The organism is Pseudomonas sp. NPDC089428 (genome assembly GCF_044749325.1).
Taxonomy (GTDB): domain Bacteria; phylum Pseudomonadota; class Gammaproteobacteria; order Pseudomonadales; family Pseudomonadaceae; genus Aquipseudomonas.
The window spans coordinates 219,872-237,923 of sequence record NZ_JBIVHT010000002.1 but is presented as its reverse complement, the minus strand read 5'-3'; the positions used below and the strand labels follow the sequence as shown (position 1 = coordinate 237,923).

Annotated in this window: 17 protein-coding genes; 9 read left to right on the top strand and 8 right to left on the bottom strand. The window is 63.7% G+C overall.

What is annotated here, in order from left to right; translation table 11 throughout:
• Positions 1-13: 13 nt before the first annotated feature.
• The 4 genes from tauD to tauA are packed head-to-tail and all read right to left on the bottom strand — an operon-like array spanning position 14 to position 3,517.
• The gene (tauD, locus tag ACIPZ5_RS04440; protein WP_085678699.1) at positions 14-847 is read right to left on the bottom strand and encodes a taurine dioxygenase; all 834 of its coding nucleotides are present in this window, start codon (positions 845-847) and stop codon (positions 14-16) included.
• 49 nt (positions 848-896) lie between these two features.
• The gene (tauC, locus tag ACIPZ5_RS04435) at positions 897-1,736 is read right to left on the bottom strand and encodes a taurine ABC transporter permease TauC (RefSeq protein WP_400806925.1); all 840 of its coding nucleotides are present in this window, start codon (positions 1,734-1,736) and stop codon (positions 897-899) included.
• Positions 1,733-2,521, bottom strand: coding sequence for a taurine ABC transporter ATP-binding subunit (tauB, locus tag ACIPZ5_RS04430; protein ID WP_261941946.1), 789 nt, complete (start codon positions 2,519-2,521; stop codon positions 1,733-1,735). The genes tauC and tauB overlap by 4 nt, the downstream gene beginning before the upstream one ends.
• Positions 2,522-2,545: 24 nt before the next feature.
• Positions 2,546-3,517 carry a taurine ABC transporter substrate-binding protein gene (gene tauA / locus ACIPZ5_RS04425; protein ID WP_400806922.1) on the bottom strand — a complete coding sequence of 324 codons (972 nt, stop codon included), beginning with the start codon at positions 3,515-3,517 and terminating at the stop codon, positions 2,546-2,548.
• A gap of 497 nt (positions 3,518-4,014) precedes the next feature.
• On the opposite strand from tauA, the gene ACIPZ5_RS04420 reads away from it, so the two are divergent.
• The 7 genes from ACIPZ5_RS04420 (at position 4,015) to ACIPZ5_RS04390 (ending at position 10,572) form a co-directional block, all read left to right on the top strand.
• On the top strand, positions 4,015-5,346 hold the full coding sequence (locus tag ACIPZ5_RS04420; RefSeq protein WP_343594374.1) for an OprD family outer membrane porin: 1,332 nt from the start codon (positions 4,015-4,017) through the stop codon (positions 5,344-5,346).
• 163 nt (positions 5,347-5,509) lie between these two features.
• Positions 5,510-6,148: a peroxiredoxin gene (locus ACIPZ5_RS04415; protein WP_313710277.1), complete on the top strand. Its 639-nt coding sequence runs from the start codon at positions 5,510-5,512 to the stop codon at positions 6,146-6,148.
• 372 nt (positions 6,149-6,520) lie between these two features.
• Positions 6,521-7,486: a sulfonate ABC transporter substrate-binding protein gene (locus ACIPZ5_RS04410; protein ID WP_343594373.1), complete on the top strand. Its 966-nt coding sequence runs from the start codon at positions 6,521-6,523 to the stop codon at positions 7,484-7,486.
• Positions 7,487-7,546: 60 nt separating this feature from the next.
• Entirely contained in the window at positions 7,547-8,695 is a 1,149-nt protein-coding gene (gene ssuD, locus ACIPZ5_RS04405; protein WP_261941941.1) for an FMNH2-dependent alkanesulfonate monooxygenase, read from the top strand.
• Between the two features lie 10 nt (positions 8,696-8,705).
• Positions 8,706-9,503, top strand: a complete 798-nt coding sequence (gene ssuC, locus ACIPZ5_RS04400) for an aliphatic sulfonate ABC transporter permease SsuC (protein WP_400806916.1) — start codon at positions 8,706-8,708, stop codon at positions 9,501-9,503.
• A complete protein-coding gene (ssuB, locus tag ACIPZ5_RS04395) occupies positions 9,500-10,312 on the top strand; it encodes an aliphatic sulfonates ABC transporter ATP-binding protein (RefSeq protein ID WP_261941939.1) in 813 nt (270 codons plus the stop codon). The genes ssuC and ssuB overlap by 4 nt, the downstream gene beginning before the upstream one ends.
• 44 nt (positions 10,313-10,356) lie before the next feature.
• Entirely contained in the window at positions 10,357-10,572 is a 216-nt protein-coding gene (locus ACIPZ5_RS04390; RefSeq protein WP_008095172.1) for a molybdopterin-binding protein, read from the top strand.
• A 40-nt stretch (positions 10,573-10,612) separates the two neighbouring features.
• Here the strand turns inward: ACIPZ5_RS04390 and ACIPZ5_RS04385 are convergent, their stop codons facing one another.
• From ACIPZ5_RS04385 to ACIPZ5_RS04370, 4 genes are all read right to left on the bottom strand, one after another.
• The gene (locus ACIPZ5_RS04385) at positions 10,613-11,245 is read right to left on the bottom strand and encodes a TetR/AcrR family transcriptional regulator (protein WP_400806913.1); all 633 of its coding nucleotides are present in this window, start codon (positions 11,243-11,245) and stop codon (positions 10,613-10,615) included.
• Entirely contained in the window at positions 11,245-12,822 is a 1,578-nt protein-coding gene (gene gshA, locus ACIPZ5_RS04380) for a glutamate--cysteine ligase (RefSeq protein WP_261941936.1), read from the bottom strand. The genes ACIPZ5_RS04385 and gshA overlap by 1 nt, the downstream gene beginning before the upstream one ends.
• Positions 12,823-13,008: 186 nt before the next feature.
• On the bottom strand, positions 13,009-13,392 hold the full coding sequence (locus ACIPZ5_RS04375) for a PaaI family thioesterase (RefSeq protein ID WP_400806910.1): 384 nt from the start codon (positions 13,390-13,392) through the stop codon (positions 13,009-13,011).
• On the bottom strand, positions 13,392-15,716 hold the full coding sequence (locus ACIPZ5_RS04370; RefSeq protein ID WP_343594370.1) for a Tex family protein: 2,325 nt from the start codon (positions 15,714-15,716) through the stop codon (positions 13,392-13,394). The genes ACIPZ5_RS04375 and ACIPZ5_RS04370 overlap by 1 nt, the downstream gene beginning before the upstream one ends.
• A gap of 217 nt (positions 15,717-15,933) precedes the next feature.
• Between ACIPZ5_RS04370 and ompR the strand changes: the two genes are divergently transcribed.
• Together ompR and ACIPZ5_RS04360 are read left to right on the top strand one after the other, a co-directional pair.
• Entirely contained in the window at positions 15,934-16,674 is a 741-nt protein-coding gene (gene ompR, locus ACIPZ5_RS04365; RefSeq protein ID WP_261941933.1) for a two-component system response regulator OmpR, read from the top strand.
• Positions 16,675-16,687: 13 nt separating this feature from the next.
• Entirely contained in the window at positions 16,688-18,001 is a 1,314-nt protein-coding gene (locus ACIPZ5_RS04360; RefSeq protein WP_261941932.1) for an ATP-binding protein, read from the top strand.
• Positions 18,002-18,052: the final 51 nt, after the last annotated feature.

The window sequence follows — 18,052 nt, the reverse complement described above, 5'->3', positions numbered from 1 at the left end:
ACTGGAAAACACTTCAGAACGGTGCATCCCCAAGGATGGTCGCCCGGTGCATCACCCGCCGGTTGGGCCGGTAGTCATCCACTGCAAAGTGCTGGGTCACGCGGTTGTCCCAGAACGCCACGTCATTCTCCTGCCAACGCCAGCGAATGCTGAACTCCGGCCGCGTCGCATGGGCGAACAGCAGCTTCAGCAGCGCCTCGCTCTCCAGCTCGCTCAATTCATTGATGCGCGTGGTGAACCCTTCATTGACGAACAACGCCTTGCGCCCGCTTACCGGATGTGTGCGCACCACCGGGTGCGACAACGGCGGGTTGTTGCGCCGGGTCGCTTCCCAGCGGGCCAGGTCTTCGGCCGTGGTGCCAAAGCGCTCCAGCGGGAACGACTTGGTGAAGTCATGGGTGGCGGTCAGGCCATCGAGCATCTCGCGCAGCGGCGCCGACAAGGCCTCGAACGCCGCGATACCGCTGGCCCACAGGGTATCGCCACCATAGGCGGGCAACTGCTTGGCGCTGAGTACCGCACCCAGCGCCGGGGTCGGCAGGAAGGTCACGTCGGTGTGCCACACCGCGTTGTCGCGCACATCGGTCACCGCCGTGTCGAGGATCAGCACCTGCGGCGTCTCTGGCACGTTGGGGTAGATCGGGTGGATGTGCAGGTCGCCGAAACGGGCGGCGAAACGTGCCTGTTGCTGCGGATTGATCGGCTGGTCGCGGAAGAACAGCACCTGGTGCTGGAGCAGCGCTTGTTCGATGGCATCGCGCTGTTCGGCGGTGATGTCACGGCTGATGTCCACGCCGCTGATCTGCGCGCCGAGCGCCGGGCTGAGGGGAGTGATGGTCAGGCTCATGTCGGTCTCTTCAATCAGGCGCCAGGCTGCTGGCGTGGTCAACAGGAATTCAGTGGCTCTGCCCGTGCCAGGGCACCAGCTTGCGTTGCAGGGCGCGCAGGCCCATCTCCAGGGCGAAGGCGATAAGGGCGATCAGCAGGATGCCCAGCACCACCACGTCGGTGACCAGGAACTGCGCCGCCGACTGCACCATGAAGCCCAGGCCGCTGGTGGCAGCGATCAGTTCGGCGGCGACCAGGGTCGACCAGCCGACGCCGAGGCCGATGCGCACGCCGGTCAGGATGTCGGGCAGGGCACTGGGCAGGATCACGTGGCGGATCAGCTGCCCCCGGGTTGCGCCCAGCGATTGCGCCGCACGCAGCTTGGCCGGGTCGACGGTGCGCACGCCGGTGGCCGTGGCGATGGCGATCGGGGCGAAGATCGCCAGGTAGATCAGCAGCACCTTGGACAGCTCGCCGATGCCGCACCAGATGACGATCAGTGGCAGGTAGGCCAGCGGCGGGATCGGCCGGTAGAACTCGATCAGCGGGTCGAGGATGCCGCGGGCCACGCGGTTGTAGCCGATGGCGATGCCGACCGGGATGGCAGTCAGGGTCGCGGCGGCCAGTGCAAGGCCGATACGGCCCAGGCTGGCGCCCAGGTGCTGCCACAGGCTGGCGTCCATGTAGCCCTGGGTAAGCAGGGTCCAGGCCTTGGCCAGGATGTCGCCCGGCGAGGGCAGGAACAGCGGCTCGATCCAGCCGGCGGCCGTCACCAGCCACCAGGCGAGCAGCAGGCTGGCCAGGGTCAGGGTGCTGATCCAGCGGGTGGACAATGGGCGGCGCACCTGGGGGGCGGGCCGCGAGTGGTCGTCGCGTTTGCCGGCGACCGGCAGATCCAGGCTGCTCATGCGCGCTCCTGCAGGCTTTGGCGTTGGGAGAACACGCGGGCCAGGACATGCTCGCGGGTTTCGATGAAGCGTGGGTCGGACTTGATCGCCCGGGCCGACTCGCCAGCTGCATAGCGCTGGCCGAAGTCCAGTTGCAGGCGCTCGACCACGCGGCCGGGGTTGGGCGCCAGCAGTACCAGCTCGCTGGCGAGGAACACGGCTTCCTCGATGTCGTGGGTAATCAGAAACACCGGTTTGGCGGTGCGCTGCCAGACCTGCAGCAGCAACTCCTGCATCTGCTCACGGGTGAAGGCGTCGAGGGCGCCGAACGGCTCGTCCATCAACAGCACCCGTGGGTTGGCAGCCAGTGCCCGGGCCAGGCCCACGCGCTGTTTCTGGCCGCCGGACAGCTGCCAGATGCGCCGCTCGCCGAAGCCGTCGAGGTCGACCAGGGCCAGCATCTCGCGGGCTTTGGCCTCACGCTGGGCGCGGGGCACTCCGGCCAGTTCCAGGCCGAAGGCAACGTTGCCCAGCACGTTCTGCCATGGCAGCAGGGCGTCATCTTGGAACACCACGCCACGCTCGGCACCCGGGCCCTGTACCGGTACCCCGTCGAGGGTGATGCGCCCGGCGCTGGGGGCGACGAAGCCGGCGATCAGGTTCAGCAGCGAGGTCTTGCCACTGCCGGATGGCCCCAGGGCCACCAGCAACTGGCGTGGCCCCAGGCTCAGGTTGATGTCGGCCAGCACCGGGGCGGTGGCGCCGGGGTACTGTGCGCTGATGCGCTCCAGTTCGAGCAAGGCCATGGCAGGCTCCGTGCGATTGCTGTCTTAGTTGGGGATGTACTGGGCGCTGACGTACGGCGAGTAGTCCGGCAGTACCGCTTCGACTTTGCCCTGCTGCTTGAGGAAGGTGGCCGTGTCGGTCAGCGCCTGGGTGGTTGGCGCGCCCAGTTCCTTGGCCTGGTCTGCGGCCAGCGGGTACACGTTGCCCTGTAGCAGCACCGGGATATCAGCCGGTTTGGCGCCGGACAGCTTGGCCAGCTTGGCCACGTTGTCCTGGTTGGCCAGCCAGGCTTGTGGGTCCTTGCGGTAGTCGGCGTAGGCGTCGAGGGTGACCTTGGCGAAGGCCTTGACCACGTCCGGGTGCTTGGCGGCGAAGTCCTTGCGCACGATCCAGGCATCGAAGGTCGGTGCGCCTTTTTCGGCCAGTTCACCCGAGGTGATCAGCACCTTGCCGTTTTCCTTGGCCACGCCCAGGGCCGGGTCCCAGACGTAGGTGGCATCGATGTCGCCGCGCTTCCAGGCGGCGATGATCGCCGGTGGCGCAAGGTTGAGGATCTGCACCTTGGACGGGTCGATGTTCCAGTTTTTCAGCGCGGCCAGCAGGCTGTAGTGGCCGGTGGAAACGAACGGCACGGCGACTTTCTTGCCGATCAGGTCCTGCGGGGTCTTGATGCTGTCGCGGGCGACCAGGGCCTCGCCGGCACCGATCTGAGTGGCGATGAGGAAGGTCTCGACAGGCAGTTTGCGGGTGGCGGCGGCAGCCAGCGGACTGGAACCGAGGTAGCCGATCTGCACGTCGCCGCTGGCCACGGCGGTGATCACGTCGGCGCCGTTATCGAACTTGCGCCAGTCGATGCTGGCCTTGCTGGCTTTTTCGTAGTTGCCATCGACCTGGGCCACCTTGGCCGGGTCGACCGTGGTCTGGTAGGCAACGGTCAGGTCCGCGGCCTGGGCCAGCCAGCTGGCGCTGGCGAGGGTCAGGGCGGCGAACAGGCGCAGCGGAGCATGCGGGATCATGGTGAACCTCTCGTCAGGCAATGGATGTATTGGATGGCGAGAAGACTAGATGATCTAAGAAATCAAAAATAAATAACTTTTTAGAATTAGCTTAGGAGCCAAACGCTTTAACGCTGTAAAGCCCGTAAGGGTGGCTGGCGTAACCGCGATTCGCTGCTAGTCTATTTTTCCCTCACAGGCGAAGTGAGTAGCTGTCGGTCGGCAAACGTTTGCAAATAACCTAAAGGTATGATTGACGGCGCCGATACAACTTTTGGCAGTAAAGGTTCCTACCATATTCCTTAAAAATCTTACGAATTCATAAAACGGTCATTTTGGATTTATAGGATTGTCATTATCCTGTAGCGCAGGGGGCGTCTTAGACCAAAGTCGAGAAACGTTTAGAAACGATTGACTTAATGGTCACGCTTTGGGGCTAATCGCCCATCCACGGTTGAGCAGGGCAACAGATCCTGCCGCCAGAGATACACAAGAATTAGAACGTAGAGGAGCAAAACATGTACAAGTCCAGCCTGGCTCTGGCCGTGGCAGTGGGGGTTTTCGCCCAAGCAGCAGGTGCCGCCGGTTTCGTTGAAGACAGCAAACTCGCGCTGAGCTCGCGCACCATGTACTTCAACAACGACAACCGTGATGGCGGCGCCGACAACCGTGAATCGGGTCAGGGCTTCAAGCTCGACTACATCTCCGGTTTCACGCCAGGCACCGTTGGCTTTGGTGTCGACGCCCAGGCACTGTGGGGTATTCACCTGGATGGCGGCAAAGGCCACCACCCTGATGTCGGCACCTTCTTCCCAAGCGATAGCGACGGTTCGGCCGTAGACCAGTGGGCACGCTTCGGTGCCAACGCCAAGGCCCGCTTCTCCAAGACCGAGGTTCACTTCGGTAGCGCCCTGGCGCCGAACCTGCCGATCCTGGTTGCCAACGACGGTCGTCTGCTGCCACAAACCTTCGAAGGCGGCACCATCCAGTCGAAGGAAATCGACAACCTGACCGTCAATGCCGGTCAGCTGACCCACGCCATGGGCCGTGCTTCGAGCAACCGCACCGGCCTGTCGGTCGCTGGCGCCACTGCCGACAGCAACAAGTTCCGCTACGGTGGCCTGGACTACAAGCTCACTCCAGACCTGACCCTGCAGTACTACTACTCGAACCTGGAAGACTTCTACAAGCAGCACTTCCTGGGTGCAACCCACGTCTTCAAGATCGCTGACAACCAGTCGTTCAAGACCGACCTGCGCTATTTCGACAGCAGCAGCGATGGTAATAACGGCCACGGTGGCGGCTACAACTTCAACAACAACGGTGGTTATGCCAAGAACACTGGCAAGGTCGATAACAAGACCTGGACTGCCATGTTCACCTATACCCTCGGTGGCCATGCGCTCATGCTGGGTCGCCAGCAAGTCAGCGATGACGGCGGTTTCGTCTGGCTGAACCAGGGTAACGTGGTTGATGGCAATGGCCGCCCAGAAGGTGCTGGCGGTTCGAGCTTCTACCTGTTCACCGACAGCATGATCAACCAGTTCGCCCGTGCTGGTGAAAACACCAACTTCGGCCAGTACTCCTATGACTTCGCCTCGCTGGGTGTACCGGGCCTGAAGGCTTCGGTTGCCTACCTGCGCGGTGACGACATTCGTTACAAGAGCGGTCATGGCACCTACAACGAATGGGAACGTGACGCACGCGTCGACTACACCATTCAGGAAGGCACCCTCAAGGGCCTGGGCTTCAGCCTGCGTCAGGGCGTCTACCGTGGTGGTAGCAACGAAGCCAGCGCCGACCAGGACCAGACTCGCTTCATCGTGAACTACACTTACAGCTTCCTGTAAGCCGTAGCCACACAGAAAGCCTCGCCTAGTGCGAGGCTTTTTTGTGGCCGCGATTTCGTATGCGTAAAAGTTATAAATAAATCGTTATTTATTCTTTTTGTTTCTCATCGAATGCAGGCACATTGAACCCATCAGACAGCACACAGCACAGGAGCCGCACCCCATGAGCCTCAAACTCGGCGACATCGCCCCCGACTTCGAGCAGGAATCCAGCGAAGGCAAGATCCGCTTCCACGAGTGGCTGGGCAACAGCTGGGGTGTGCTGTTTTCCCACCCGGCGGACTTCACCCCGGTGTGCACCACCGAACTGGGCCTGACCGCCAAGCTCAAGGACGACTTCGCCAAGCGCGGCGTGAAGGCCATCGCCCTGTCGGTCGACCCGGTCGACTCGCACCACAAGTGGATCGAGGACATCAACGAGACCCAGAACACTGTGGTCAACTTCCCGATCATCGCCGACGCCGACCGCAAGGTATCCGACCTGTACGACCTGATTCACCCCAATGCCAGCGATACCCTCACCGTACGCTCGCTGTTCGTTATCGACCCGAACAAGAAGGTGCGCCTGACCATCACCTATCCGGCCAGTACCGGGCGCAACTTCAACGAGATCCTGCGGGTGATCGATTCGCTGCAGCTCACCGACAACCACAAGGTCGCCACACCAGGTAACTGGCAGGACGGCGACGAGGTGGTGATCGTTCCTTCGCTGAAGGACGAAGACGAGATCAAGCAGCGCTTCCCGAAAGGTTATCGGGCGGTGAAGCCCTATCTGCGGCTGACCCCGCAACCTAACCGTTGATGAATTCCTCGTTGCATTGCTCTTAGCCATAGCAGGGATTTTCGGGCCGTTTCGACGGCCCTTTTTTATGCCTGCAGGAAAAGTGGTGGCTTCGGTCGCGGGCAAGCTCCTCCCACAGCCTACAGGCTCTGTGCCGAGCCTGTGGGAGCGGGCTTGCCCGAGAAAGGGCCCTCAAAATCTATAGGCTAAAAATGAATAAACAAATGAAAAAATATGATTTCTAGATATATGAACAGCCTGTTAATGTCACTCCAACAGAACACAAGGCAACGCCGAAACCACTGACCGGCCTAGCCATCGCTCCACCACCTTACTCGCCCGCCAACGAGGCAAGCAGGTGCAACCCGAACCTCAAACGCACAGGAGAGCGCCATGCGCCCAGTCTTCTTGCGTCGTGGTCTGGTCGCCCTGTTTGCGGCGGCTGTGTCCTTCGGCGCCATCACTCAAGCCCAGGCCGAGAGCCTGCGTATCGGCTACCAGAAATACGGCACCCTGGTGCTGCTCAAGGCCAAGGGCACGCTGGAGAAGCGCCTGGCCGAGCAGGGCGTGCAAGTGCAGTGGACCGAATTCCCCGGCGGGCCGCAACTGCTCGAAGGGCTGAACGTCGGCTCGATTGACTTCGGCGTCACCGGCGAAACGCCGCCTGTGTTCGCCCAGGCTGCTGGTGCTGACCTGCTTTACGTTGCCTACGAGCCACCGGCGCCGCACAGCGAAGCCATCCTCGTGCCGAAGGGCTCGCCGATTCAGTCGGTGAAGGAACTCAAAGGCAAGAAAGTCGCCCTCAACAAAGGCTCCAACGTTCACTACCTGCTGGTCCGTGCCCTGGAAGACGCCGGCCTCAAGTACAGCGACATCCAGCCCGTCTACCTGCCACCTGCCGATGCCCGCGCCGCCTTCGAGCGTGGCAGCGTCGATGCCTGGGTGATCTGGGATCCGTACCAGGCTGCCGCCGAGCAACAGCTGCAGGCCCGTACCCTGCGTGACGGCAAGGATCTGGTCGACAACCACCAGTTCTATCTGGCTACCCGCAACTACGCCACCCAGCACCCGGCAGTGATCAGCACCCTGATCGACGAAGTACGTGCCGTGGGCAAGTGGTCCCAGGCCAACCCGCAGGAAGTCACCGATCAGGTCGCGCCACTGCTCGGCCTGCCAGCCGACATCACCCTGACCTCGGTTAAACGCCAAGGCTACGGTGCTCAGCCGCTCACCCCGCAAGTGGTGGCTGCTCAACAGAAGATTGCCGACACCTTCCAGGCGCTCAAGCTGATTCCCAAGCCGCTGAGCATCAAGGACGTGATCTGGACACCCCCGGCCAAGGTCGCCACTGCGCCTTGATTGATTCGCCTGCGCCGGGGCGCCGCCTCGGCCTGAGCCACCCTTGAGGAGACAACTCCAATGAGCCTTAACATTTTCTGGTTCCTCCCTACCCACGGTGACGGCAAGTACCTGGGCACTTCCGACGGTGCTCGCGCGGTCGATCACGGTTACCTGCAACAGATCGCCCAGGCCGCCGACCGCCTTGGTTTCGGGGGGGTGCTGATTCCTACCGGGCGTTCCTGCGAGGACTCCTGGCTGGTGGCAGCGTCGCTGATCCCGGTGACCCAGCGGCTGAAGTTTCTGGTGGCGCTGCGCCCAGGCATCATTTCGCCGACCGTGGCCGCACGCCAAGCCGCTACCCTCGATCGGCTGTCCAACGGCCGCGCGCTGTTCAACCTGGTGACCGGAGGCGACCCGGATGAACTGGCCGGCGACGGCCTGCACCTGAACCACCAGGAGCGCTACGAAGCCTCGGTCGAGTTCACCCGCATCTGGCGCAAGGTGCTCGAAGGTGAAACCGTCGACTACGACGGCAAGCACATCCAGGTGAAGGGCGCCAAGCTGCTCTACCCGCCGATCCAGCAACCGCGCCCGCCGCTGTACTTCGGTGGCTCTTCGGAAGCGGCACAGGACCTCGCCGCAGAGCAAGTCGAGCTGTACCTGACCTGGGGCGAGCCACCAAGTGCCGTTGCCGAGAAAATCGCCCAGGTGCGTGAGAAAGCCGCCGCCCAGGGGCGCGAAGTACGCTTCGGCATTCGCCTGCATGTGATCGTGCGGGAAACCAACGAAGAAGCCTGGGCTGCAGCCGACAAGCTGATCTCGCACCTGGACGACGATACCATCGCCCGTGCCCAGGCTTCGCTGGCGCGGTTCGACTCGGTCGGCCAGCAGCGCATGGCAGCCCTGCACAAGGGCAACCGCGACAACCTGGAAGTCAGCCCCAACCTCTGGGCCGGTGTCGGCCTGGTGCGTGGCGGTGCGGGCACCGCGCTGGTCGGCGATGGCCCGACCGTGGCGGCACGGGTCAAGGAATACGCTGAGCTGGGTATCGATACCTTCATCTTCTCCGGTTATCCACACCTGGAAGAGTCGTATCGGGTTGCCGAACTGCTGTTCCCGCACCTCGATGTGCAACGCCCGGAGCAGCCCAAGACGGGCGGCTATGTGAGCCCGTTCGGCGAAATGGTTGCCAACGACATCCTGCCCAAATCCGTCGCGCAGAGCTGAGGGTCGGGCCATGAGTCGTGCAACCTCCACCACACTGAGCCAGCGCCTGGCGCCGTGGGCACTGCCGGTGCTGCTGCTGGCGGCCTGGCAGTTGGCGGTCGGCGCCGGCTGGCTTTCGACCCGCATCCTGCCTGCGCCGAGCGCAGTGGTAAGCGCCGGTATCGAACTGGTACGCAGCGGTGAAATCTGGACTCACCTGGCCATCAGCGGCTGGCGAGCCGGGCTGGGCTTCGTGATCGGTGGCAGCATCGGTTTGGTGCTGGGCTTCATCACCGGCCTGTCGAACTGGGGCGAACGCCTGCTCGACAGCTCGGTGCAGATGATCCGCAACGTGCCACACCTGGCGCTGATTCCGCTGGTGATCCTGTGGTTCGGTATCGACGAGTCGGCGAAGATCTTCCTGGTCGCGCTGGGCACGCTGTTCCCGATCTACCTGAACACCTACCACGGCATCCGCAATGTCGACCCGGCCCTGGTGGAGATGGCCCGCAGCTATGGCCTGTCCGGCTTCGGCCTGTTCCGCCAGGTGATCCTGCCCGGTGCGCTGCCATCGATCCTGGTCGGCGTGCGCTTCGCCCTGGGCTTCATGTGGCTGACCCTGATCGTCGCCGAGACCATTTCGGCCAACGCCGGCATCGGTTACCTGGCCATGAACGCCCGTGAATTCCTGCAGACCGACGTGGTGGTACTGGCCATCGTCCTGTACGCCGTGCTTGGCAAGCTTGCCGACCTCGCCGCTCGCGGCCTGGAACGGGTGTGGCTGCGCTGGCACCCGGCCTACCAGGTGGCAAAGAAGGAGGGCGCATGACCGTGCTCAAAGAACAGCCGCCACGCCTGCTGCGTGGCATCCCGCTGGCCGCCAACGGCCTGCGCAAGGCCTTCGGCCAGCGGGAAGTGTTGAAAGGTATCGATCTGCATATCCCGGCAGGCCAATTCGTTGCCATCGTCGGTCGCAGTGGTTGCGGCAAGAGCACCTTGCTGCGCCTGCTGGCCGGTCTCGACCAGCCGACCGCCGGCCAGTTGCTGGCCGGTGCCGCACCGCTGAACGAGGCCCGCGAGGAAACGCGCCTGATGTTCCAGGAGGCGCGCCTGCTGCCCTGGAAGAAGGTGATCGACAACGTCGGCCTGGGCCTCAGTGGTGACTGGCGCCAGCGGGCACTGGATGCGCTGGAGGCGGTTGGCCTGGCTGATCGCGCCAATGAATGGCCAGCGGCGTTGTCCGGTGGTCAGAAGCAGCGCGTGGCCCTGGCCCGTGCCTTGATCCACCAACCGCGTCTGCTGCTGCTGGACGAGCCGTTGGGTGCGCTGGATGCGCTGACCCGCATCGAGATGCAGCAACTGATCGAACGCCTGTGGCGTCAGCACGGCTTTACCGTGCTGCTGGTGACCCACGACGTCAACGAAGCGGTGGCCGTCGCTGATCGGGTGATCCTGATCGAAGACGGCGAAGTCGGCCTGGACCTCACCGTAGACCTGGCAAGGCCAAGGGCGCGTGGTTCGCACCGCCTGGCTGCGCTGGAAAGCGAAGTGCTCAACCGTGTTCTGTCGGTACCGGGCACCCCGCCCGAGCCGGACCCTGTAGCCCCTTTGCCCACGCAGTTGCGTTGGGCGCACTGAAACACTCACTTACCAGACTGAAGCCAACGAGAAGGAATCAAGCCATGACCATCAAAGCCATCAACGTCCGCAACCAGTTCAAAGGCACCGTGAAAGAAATCCTCGAAGGGCCGGTACTGTCGGAGATCGACGTGCAGACCGCTTCGGGCATCGTCACTTCGGTGATCACCACCCGCTCCGTGAAAGAGCTGGAGCTCCAGGTCGGCAGCGAAGTGATTGCCTTCGTGAAGTCGACTGAAGTGTCCATCGCCAAGCTGTGAGCCTGGTGTTGAATGGGGCCGCAACGCGGCCCCAAAATCTTCAGCTGGAACGCTTGGCCAGAAACGGCGGCAGATAAAGCCCCAGGTACGCCTCGAACACCCGCTTGCCTTCCTCGGCCATGCGCGGGGTGATTGCTTCGTGCAGCTGCACCGAGCGCGCATACACCCGGTCGCTCAGCTCCATGGCCAGGGCAAACACATCCACATCGGCCGGCATCACCGGCAGGTGGAAATGCTGGTCGAACAGCTTGTGCATCAGCTCGCCCAGTTCCATGTCGTGCTGCCGGTCGGCCTGCACCACTTCACTGAGCCCATGCTGGGCCAGAATCAATTGCCGCGCGGCCGCATCCTCGTTGTAGATGTCGAGCATGCGTTGCTCGATCAGCCGCGACAGCTCGTGCCAGGTGGCGAACGCGCGACTGTCGATTGGCGCGCTCAAGGCCCCGCGAAAAGCCCGGTGCACATCAGCCGTCAGTGCCTCCAGCAAGGCTGGCACGCTGGCGAAGAAGTGATACACCGACGACGGCGGGATCTGCGCCCGCTCGGCCACGCTGTAGATCGAAAGCCCCGTCACCCCCTGTTCGGCCAGCAGTTCACGTGCGGCGACCAGGATCGCCTCGATCCTGGCCTGGCTGCTGGCGCGCGGCTTGCGCTGGGGGGCGGTGCGGTTCATCAGTTGCTGATTGCCAGGATGCTGGCCTGGTAGGCACCGACGAACAGGTCGAAGTCACCGACTTCCTCCTGCTCGAGCTCGGACTGCTTGGCCAGCGACTCGCGAGCCAAGGTCTCGAAGGCCTGTTGCTGCTCGGCCGACAGCGGCTGCTCGCGGAAAGTCTCGGCGTGCAGGCGGCTCTGGCGCAGGGAGAACTGGACGAAGGTTTCGTCGTGCTCGGTCATGCGCGCCAGTACCTGGGCCGATGGGGTCAGCGAGGCGTCGTCAACCTTGGCCTGTTGTGCCGCCAGGGCCTTGGCGTGTTCGTCGCCACCCTGGGCCTTGTCGAGCAGGTCGGCCAACTGGCCGATGCGGCCGATCAGTTCGCTGGCCCACTCACGCAGGCCGACAGGCTGGCCGTTACGGTGCAGTTCCAGGCCCGGGCGACGGCCTTCCTTGACCACGGTGAGGAAGTTGCTGGTGCACTGGCCGCACTCGCCGTTGTCCAGTTGCGGGCTCTCTTCGAGGGCGCAGAACAGCAGGAACGCGTCGAGGAAGCGCGCCTCGGTCAGGTCGATGCCGACCGGCAGGAACGGGTTGATGTCCAGGCAGCGCACTTCGACGTACTGCACGCCGCGCGAGGTCAGGGCCTGGATCGGACGCTCGCCGGTGTAGGTGACGCGCTTCGGGCGGATGTTCGAGTAGTACTCGTTCTCGATCTGCAGGATGTTGGTGTTCAACTGCACCCATTCGCCATCTTTGTGAGTGCCTATCTCGACATAGGGCGGGTAGGGCGTTCCCACGGCTTTGCGCAGGCTGTCGGTATAGCTGTCGAGGTTGTTGTAGCAGGGCGTCAGGCCCGCCTGGGCGTTGCTCTGGTAGCCCAGGTCGCTCATGCGCAGACTGGTGGCGTAGGGCAGGTAGAGGGTTTCGGCATCCAGCTCTTCGAGCTGGTGCGGGCGGCCACGCAGGAAGCCTTTGTCCAGTGCCGGCGAGGCGCCGAACAGGTACATCAGCAGCCAGCTGTAGCGGCGGAAGTTGCGGATCAGCGCGATGTACGCCGAGGACTGGTAGTCGCGGTCGCTTTGCTCGCCACCTTCGGCATCGCGCAGCAGCGGCCACAGCGCTTCAGGCAGCGAGAAGTTGTAATGAATGCCGGCGATGCACTGCATGGTGCGGCCGTAGCGCAGGGCCAGGCCCTTGCGGTAGACGTGCTTGAGCTTGCCGATGTTCGAGGTGCCGTACTCGGCAATCGGGATGTCCTCCTCGGCCGGCAGCGTGCAGGGCATCGAAGGGCTCCACAGGTATTCGTCGCCAAGTTTGCTGTAGACGAAGCGGTGGGTCTGTTCGAGGCTTTCGAGCACCTTGGCCGGGTCGGCCAGGGCCGGGGTGATGAACTCCAGCAGCGACTCGGAATAATCGGTGGTGATCTGCTCGTTGGTCAGCGCCGATCCCAGTGCTTCCGGATGCGGGGTCTGGGCCAGGCGACCTTCGTCGGTCACGCGCAGGCATTCGCGCTCAATACCGTGCAGGCACTGCTTGAGCAGGGGGAGATTGGCGCCGAGCAGGCTCAGGCGGCGGTTGAGGAGGTCGCTCAAGATGTATTCCTTCACGCGTCAGTCGCCCCAATATGGGGGTAGCAAAGACGGTCTACAAGGGTAGTTGGAAAAGGAACTGGCGTTGTCGCCTGGTTTACGCGGTTCCGGCAGTGGGCAGCGCCGACTTTGGGGGCCGCTTCGCAGCCCCGGCTGTTGCCGAAAATACCGCATATACAGCTTGGTGAGCTAGAGAACCGCGAAGGTTCCTTGCGCTTTCGCCACCAGTTTGTCGCCTTGAACTACGTCGGCGTCGACCACCAGGGTGCGGCGCCCGGCATGCAGCACGCGGGCCGTGCACAGCACCTCACCGTCGCTGACGGCGCGCAGGTAGTTGATCTTGCATTCGATGGTCACGCTTTGCTGGTCGAAGCCGTGGCTGGCCGAGCAGGCCAGGCCCATGGCGATGTCCACCAGGCTGAAGATCGCCCCGCCGTGCAGCTTCTGGCCGCGGTTGCGCAGCTGCGGTTCGAGCGCCAGGGCCACCTCGGCAACGCCTGTACCCAGGCGTTGCACGCGGCAGCCAAGGAGCTGGCTGTAGGCGCTTTGGACCAGTTCCTTGGGGATATCCATCACTTCTTCTTCAGCGTCTTGGCGTTGGCGAACAGCGCGGCCATGGCGTTGTTGGCCGGGGCTGCACTGGTGGTTTCACGCTGGCGCGGCGCCTGTTGCTGGCGGTTGCCGCCATTGCCACGGTTGCTACCGCGGTTGCCTTCGACCTTTTCGCCTGGGGTGTCGCTCATGCGCATGGACAGGCCGACGCGCTTGCGCGGGATGTCCACTTCCATGACCTTGACCTTGACCACGTCGCCGGCCTTGACCGCTTCGCGAGGGTCCTTGATGAACTTTTCCGACAGCGCCGAGATGTGCACCAGGCCGTCCTGGTGCACGCCGATGTCGACGAAGGCGCCGAAGTTGGTGACGTTGGTCACCACGCCCTCGAGAATCATGCCCGGCTCCAGGTCCTTGAGGTCCTCGACGCCATCCTGGAAGGTGGCGGTCTTGAACTCGGGGCGCGGGTCGCGGCCGGGCTTGTCCAGTTCCTGCAGGATGTCGGTGACGGTCGGCAGGCCGAAGGTTTCGTCGGTGAACTGCTTCGGGTCCAGGCGCTTGAGGAAGCTGCTGTCGCCGATCAGCGAACGAATATCGCGCTGGGTGCCGGCGGCGATGCGCTGCACCAGCGGGTAGGCTTCAGGGTGCACGGCGGAAGCGTCGAGCGGGTTGTCGCCATTCATCACGCGCAGGAAGCCCGCAGCCTGTTCGAAGGTTTTCTCGCCCAGGCGGCTGACCTTTTTCAGCGCTGCACGGGTAGCGAACGGGCCGTTGGCGTCGCGGTGGGCAACGATGTTCTGGGCCAGGGTGGCATTCAGGCCGGAAATGCGGGTCAGCAGCGCCACCGACGCGGTGTTGACGTCGACGCCCACGGCGTTCACGCAGTCCTCGACCACGGCGTCCAGGCCGCGGGCCAGTTTGATCTGCGAGACGTCGTGCTGGTACTGGCCGACCCCGATGGATTTCGGGTCGATCTTCACCAGCTCGGCCAGCGGGTCCTGCAGGCGACGGGCGATCGACACGGCGCCACGGATCGACACATCCAGGTCCGGGAACTCACGGGCGGCCAGTTCCGACGCCGAGTACACCGAAGCACCGGCTTCGGAGACCATGATCTTGGTGATCTTCAGTGCCGGGTATTTCTTGACCAGTTCGGCCACCAGCTTGTCGCTCTCGCGGCTGGCGGTGCCGTTGCCGATGGCGATCAGCTCCACCGAATGCTTGGCGCACAGGGCGGCCATGATGGCGATGGTGCGGTCCCAGTCATTCTTGGGCGCGTGCGGGTAGACCGTGGTGTGGTCCAGCAACTTGCCGGTGGCATCGACCACGGCAATCTTGCAGCCGGTGCGCAGGCCCGGGTCGAAGCCCAGGGTGGCACGTGGGCCGGCCGGGGCGGCCAGCAGCAGGTCGTGCAGGTTGTGGGCGAAGACGTTGATCGCCTCGCTTTCGGCATTGTCGCGCAGCTCGCCGAACAGGTCGGTTTCCAGGTGGGTATAGAGCTTGACCTTCCAGGTCCAGCGCACCACCTCGCCCAACCATTTGTCAGCCGGGCGGTTGCGGTTTTCGATGCCGACGTGGTTGCCGATCATCAGTTCGCACGGGTGCAGGGTGCCGGGCAGCTCTTCGCCGACCTTGAGCGAGGCGGTCAGCACGCCTTCGTTACGGCCGCGGAAGATCGCCAGGGCGCGGTGCGAAGGCGCAGTGCGCAGCAGTTCGTCATGGGCGAAGTAGTCGCGGAACTTGGCGCCTTCCTCTTCCTTGCCGGCCACCACGCGGGCGCTGAGCACCGATTCCTGCTTGAGGAAGTTGCGCAGTTTGTCGAGCAGGGCGGCGTCTTCGGCGAAGCGCTCCATGAGGATGTATTTGGCGCCCTCCAGCGCAGCCTTGACGTCGGCCACGCCTTTTTCGGCATCGACGAAGCGCGCGGCTTCGCTTTCCGGCGCCAGGTTCGGGTCGTTGAACAGGCCGTCGGCCAGCTCGCCGAGGCCGGCTTCCAGGGCGATCTGGCCCTTGGTGCGGCGCTTCTGCTTGTACGGCAGGTAGAGGTCTTCGAGGCGGGTCTTGGTGTCGGCCAGCTTGATCTCGCGGGCCAGTTCCGGGGTCAGCTTGCCCTGTTCCTCGATGCTGGACAGGATGCTGGCGCGGCGCTCGTCGAGTTCGCGCAGGTAGCGCAGGCGCTCTTCCAGGTGGCGCAGCTGGGTATCGTCGAGGCTACCGGTCACTTCCTTGCGGTAACGGGCGATGAAGGGCACGGTCGAGCCTTCGTCCAACAGGCCCACGGCCGCCTCGACCTGCTGGGGGCGTACGCCCAGTTCCTCGGCGATACGGCTGTTGATGCTGTCCATGTAAACCACCTGACATTTGTGAATACGGGGGTCGCCGGTGGGCCTTCGGCCCGGTGGCGCTGGATGAAAGCCGCGCATTATACCCATCGCAAACGGCTTGCGGTGATGGCGCCCGGCCAGCCGGAACTGGCGCCCGGGGAAAAATCTGCTAACAATGCTCACGCAACGTGCAGCAATGGCTACGCCATAATGCGCGGCGATATCAGAGGAGTTATTCATGACCGGCACCCCAAACACCGCTGAAGGTGAAAAGATTCTCATCGTCGACGACGATCCGGGGCTCAGCAGCCTGCTGGAACGTTTCTTCACCAGCAAGGGCTACCGCGCCCGCGCGGTGCCCAACACCGAACAGATGGACCGCCTGCTGCAGCGTGAGGTGTTCAACCTGGTGGTGCTAGACCTGATGCTGCCGGGCGAGGACGGCCTGTCCGCGTGCAAGCGCCTGCGCCAGCAGAACAACCAGATCCCGATCATCATGCTCACCGCCAAGGGTGACGAGCTCAGCCGCATCAAGGGCCTGGAGCTGGGTGCCGACGACTACCTGGGCAAGCCGTTCAACCCGGACGAACTCATGGCGCGGGTCAAGGCCGTGCTGCGTCGCCAGTCGCCGAGCGTACCGGGCGCCCCCGGCAGCGAGGACGAGTCGGTCACCTTCGGCGACTACGAGTTGTCGCTGGCGACCCGCGAACTCAAGCGTGGCGACGAAGTGCACATGCTCACCACCGGCGAGTTCGCCGTGCTCAAGGCACTGGTGATGCACGCCCGTGAGCCCCTGACCCGCGACAAGCTGATGAACCTGGCCCGTGGCCGCGAATGGGATGCCCTGGAGCGCTCCATCGACGTGCAGATCTCGCGTCTGCGCCGCATGATCGAGCCGGACCCGTCCAAGCCACGCTACATCCAGACGGTGTGGGGTGTAGGTTACGTGTTCGTACCAGACGGAAACGCCGGCAAATGATGTTTCGTCTTCGATGAAAACACCGCTCTGGTTTCCGCAAAGCTTCTTCGCCCGCACGTTGTGGCTGGTGCTGATCGTTGTCCTGTTCTCCAAGGCACTGACCTTGGTCTATCTGCTGATGAACGAGGACGTGCTGGTCGATCGGCAGTACAGCCACGGTGTGGCGCTGACCCTGCGCGCCTATTGGGCGGCGGATGAAGAGAACCGTGACAAGATCGCCGAAGCCGCAGGGCTGATCCGGGTCACCGGTTCCGGCGTGCCGGAGGGCGAGCAGCACTGGCCATACAGCGAGATCTACCAGCGGCAGATGCAGGCCGAGCTGGGTGAAGACACCGAGGTGCGCCTGCGCATCCATGCGCCACCGGCGCTGTGGGTGAACGCACCGAGCCTGGGCCCGGGTTGGCTGAAGGTGCCGTTGTACCCGCACCCGCTGCGTGGGCAGAAGATCTGGAACGTGCTGGGTTGGTTCCTGGCCATCGGTCTGTTGTCGACCGCCTCGGCGTGGATCTTCGTGCGTCAGCTCAACCAACCCTTGAAGCGCCTGGTATTCGCCGCCCGGCAGGTGGGCCAGGGGCGCAGCGTGCGCCTGCCGATCAGTGACACGCCCAGCGAGATGACCGAGGTTTACCGCGCCTTCAACCAGATGGCTGAGGACGTAGAACAGGCCGGTCGTGAGCGCGAGCTGATGCTGGCGGGAGTTTCCCATGACCTGCGTACGCCGCTCACGCGCCTGCGCCTGTCGCTATCGTTGTTGAACAGCGACAGCGAGCTGAGTGACGACATGGTCCGCGATATCGAGGACATGGACGCGATTCTTGACCAGTTCCTCGCCTTCATCCGCGATGGGCGGGACGAGCCGGTCGAGGAGGTCGACCTGGCTGACCTGGTGCGTGAAGTGGTGGCGCCCTACAACCAGCCGCAAGAGCGCGTGCGCCTGTGCCTGGAGCCGATTCCGCCGTTCCCGCTGCGTCGGGTTTCGCTCAAGCGCATGCTTGGCAACCTGATTGGCAATGCCCTGCATCACGCAGGCAAGGGCGTTGAGGTGGCGGCCTATGTGTCCGGTGACGAGAGCGCGCCGTATGTGGTGCTCAGTGTGTTGGACCGGGGTACCGGGATTGATGAATCGGAGCTGGAAACCATCTTCAACCCGTTCATTCGCGGGGACCGTGCCCGCGGGGGCAAGGGGACCGGGCTGGGGTTGGCGATCGTCAAGCGGATCGCGGCGCAGCATGGCGGCAATGTCGAGTTGCGCAACCGCTCCGGTGGTGGGATCGAAGCGCGTGTACGGTTGCCGTTGGGGCTGTTGTTGCCGCGCAATGCCGTCTGAATGTGTTTCTGCTCTACCGGCTCTTTCGCGGGCAAGCCCGCTCCCACAGGT

Excerpts from the sequence above, each read along its gene's own strand:
- ompR (WP_261941933.1), top strand. The coding sequence starts at position 15,934 with ATGACCGGCACCCCAAACACCGCTGAAGGTGAAAAGATTCTCATCGTC.
- tauB (WP_261941946.1), bottom strand. The coding sequence starts at position 2,521 with ATGGCCTTGCTCGAACTGGAGCGCATCAGCGCACAGTACCCCGGCGCC.
- ssuC (WP_400806916.1), top strand. The coding sequence starts at position 8,706 with ATGAGTCGTGCAACCTCCACCACACTGAGCCAGCGCCTGGCGCCGTGG.
- ssuB (WP_261941939.1), top strand. The coding sequence starts at position 9,500 with ATGACCGTGCTCAAAGAACAGCCGCCACGCCTGCTGCGTGGCATCCCG.
- tauC (WP_400806925.1), bottom strand. The coding sequence starts at position 1,736 with ATGAGCAGCCTGGATCTGCCGGTCGCCGGCAAACGCGACGACCACTCG.
- ACIPZ5_RS04390 (WP_008095172.1), top strand. The coding sequence starts at position 10,357 with ATGACCATCAAAGCCATCAACGTCCGCAACCAGTTCAAAGGCACCGTG.
- ACIPZ5_RS04420 (WP_343594374.1), top strand. The coding sequence starts at position 4,015 with ATGTACAAGTCCAGCCTGGCTCTGGCCGTGGCAGTGGGGGTTTTCGCC.
- ACIPZ5_RS04415 (WP_313710277.1), top strand. The coding sequence starts at position 5,510 with ATGAGCCTCAAACTCGGCGACATCGCCCCCGACTTCGAGCAGGAATCC.
- ACIPZ5_RS04370 (WP_343594370.1), bottom strand. The coding sequence starts at position 15,716 with ATGGACAGCATCAACAGCCGTATCGCCGAGGAACTGGGCGTACGCCCC.
- tauA (WP_400806922.1), bottom strand. The coding sequence starts at position 3,517 with ATGATCCCGCATGCTCCGCTGCGCCTGTTCGCCGCCCTGACCCTCGCC.
- ssuD (WP_261941941.1), top strand. The coding sequence starts at position 7,547 with ATGAGCCTTAACATTTTCTGGTTCCTCCCTACCCACGGTGACGGCAAG.
- ACIPZ5_RS04385 (WP_400806913.1), bottom strand. The coding sequence starts at position 11,245 with ATGAACCGCACCGCCCCCCAGCGCAAGCCGCGCGCCAGCAGCCAGGCC.
- ACIPZ5_RS04375 (WP_400806910.1), bottom strand. The coding sequence starts at position 13,392 with ATGGATATCCCCAAGGAACTGGTCCAAAGCGCCTACAGCCAGCTCCTT.
- ACIPZ5_RS04410 (WP_343594373.1), top strand. The coding sequence starts at position 6,521 with ATGCGCCCAGTCTTCTTGCGTCGTGGTCTGGTCGCCCTGTTTGCGGCG.
- ACIPZ5_RS04360 (WP_261941932.1), top strand. The coding sequence starts at position 16,688 with ATGAAAACACCGCTCTGGTTTCCGCAAAGCTTCTTCGCCCGCACGTTG.
- tauD (WP_085678699.1), bottom strand. The coding sequence starts at position 847 with ATGAGCCTGACCATCACTCCCCTCAGCCCGGCGCTCGGCGCGCAGATC.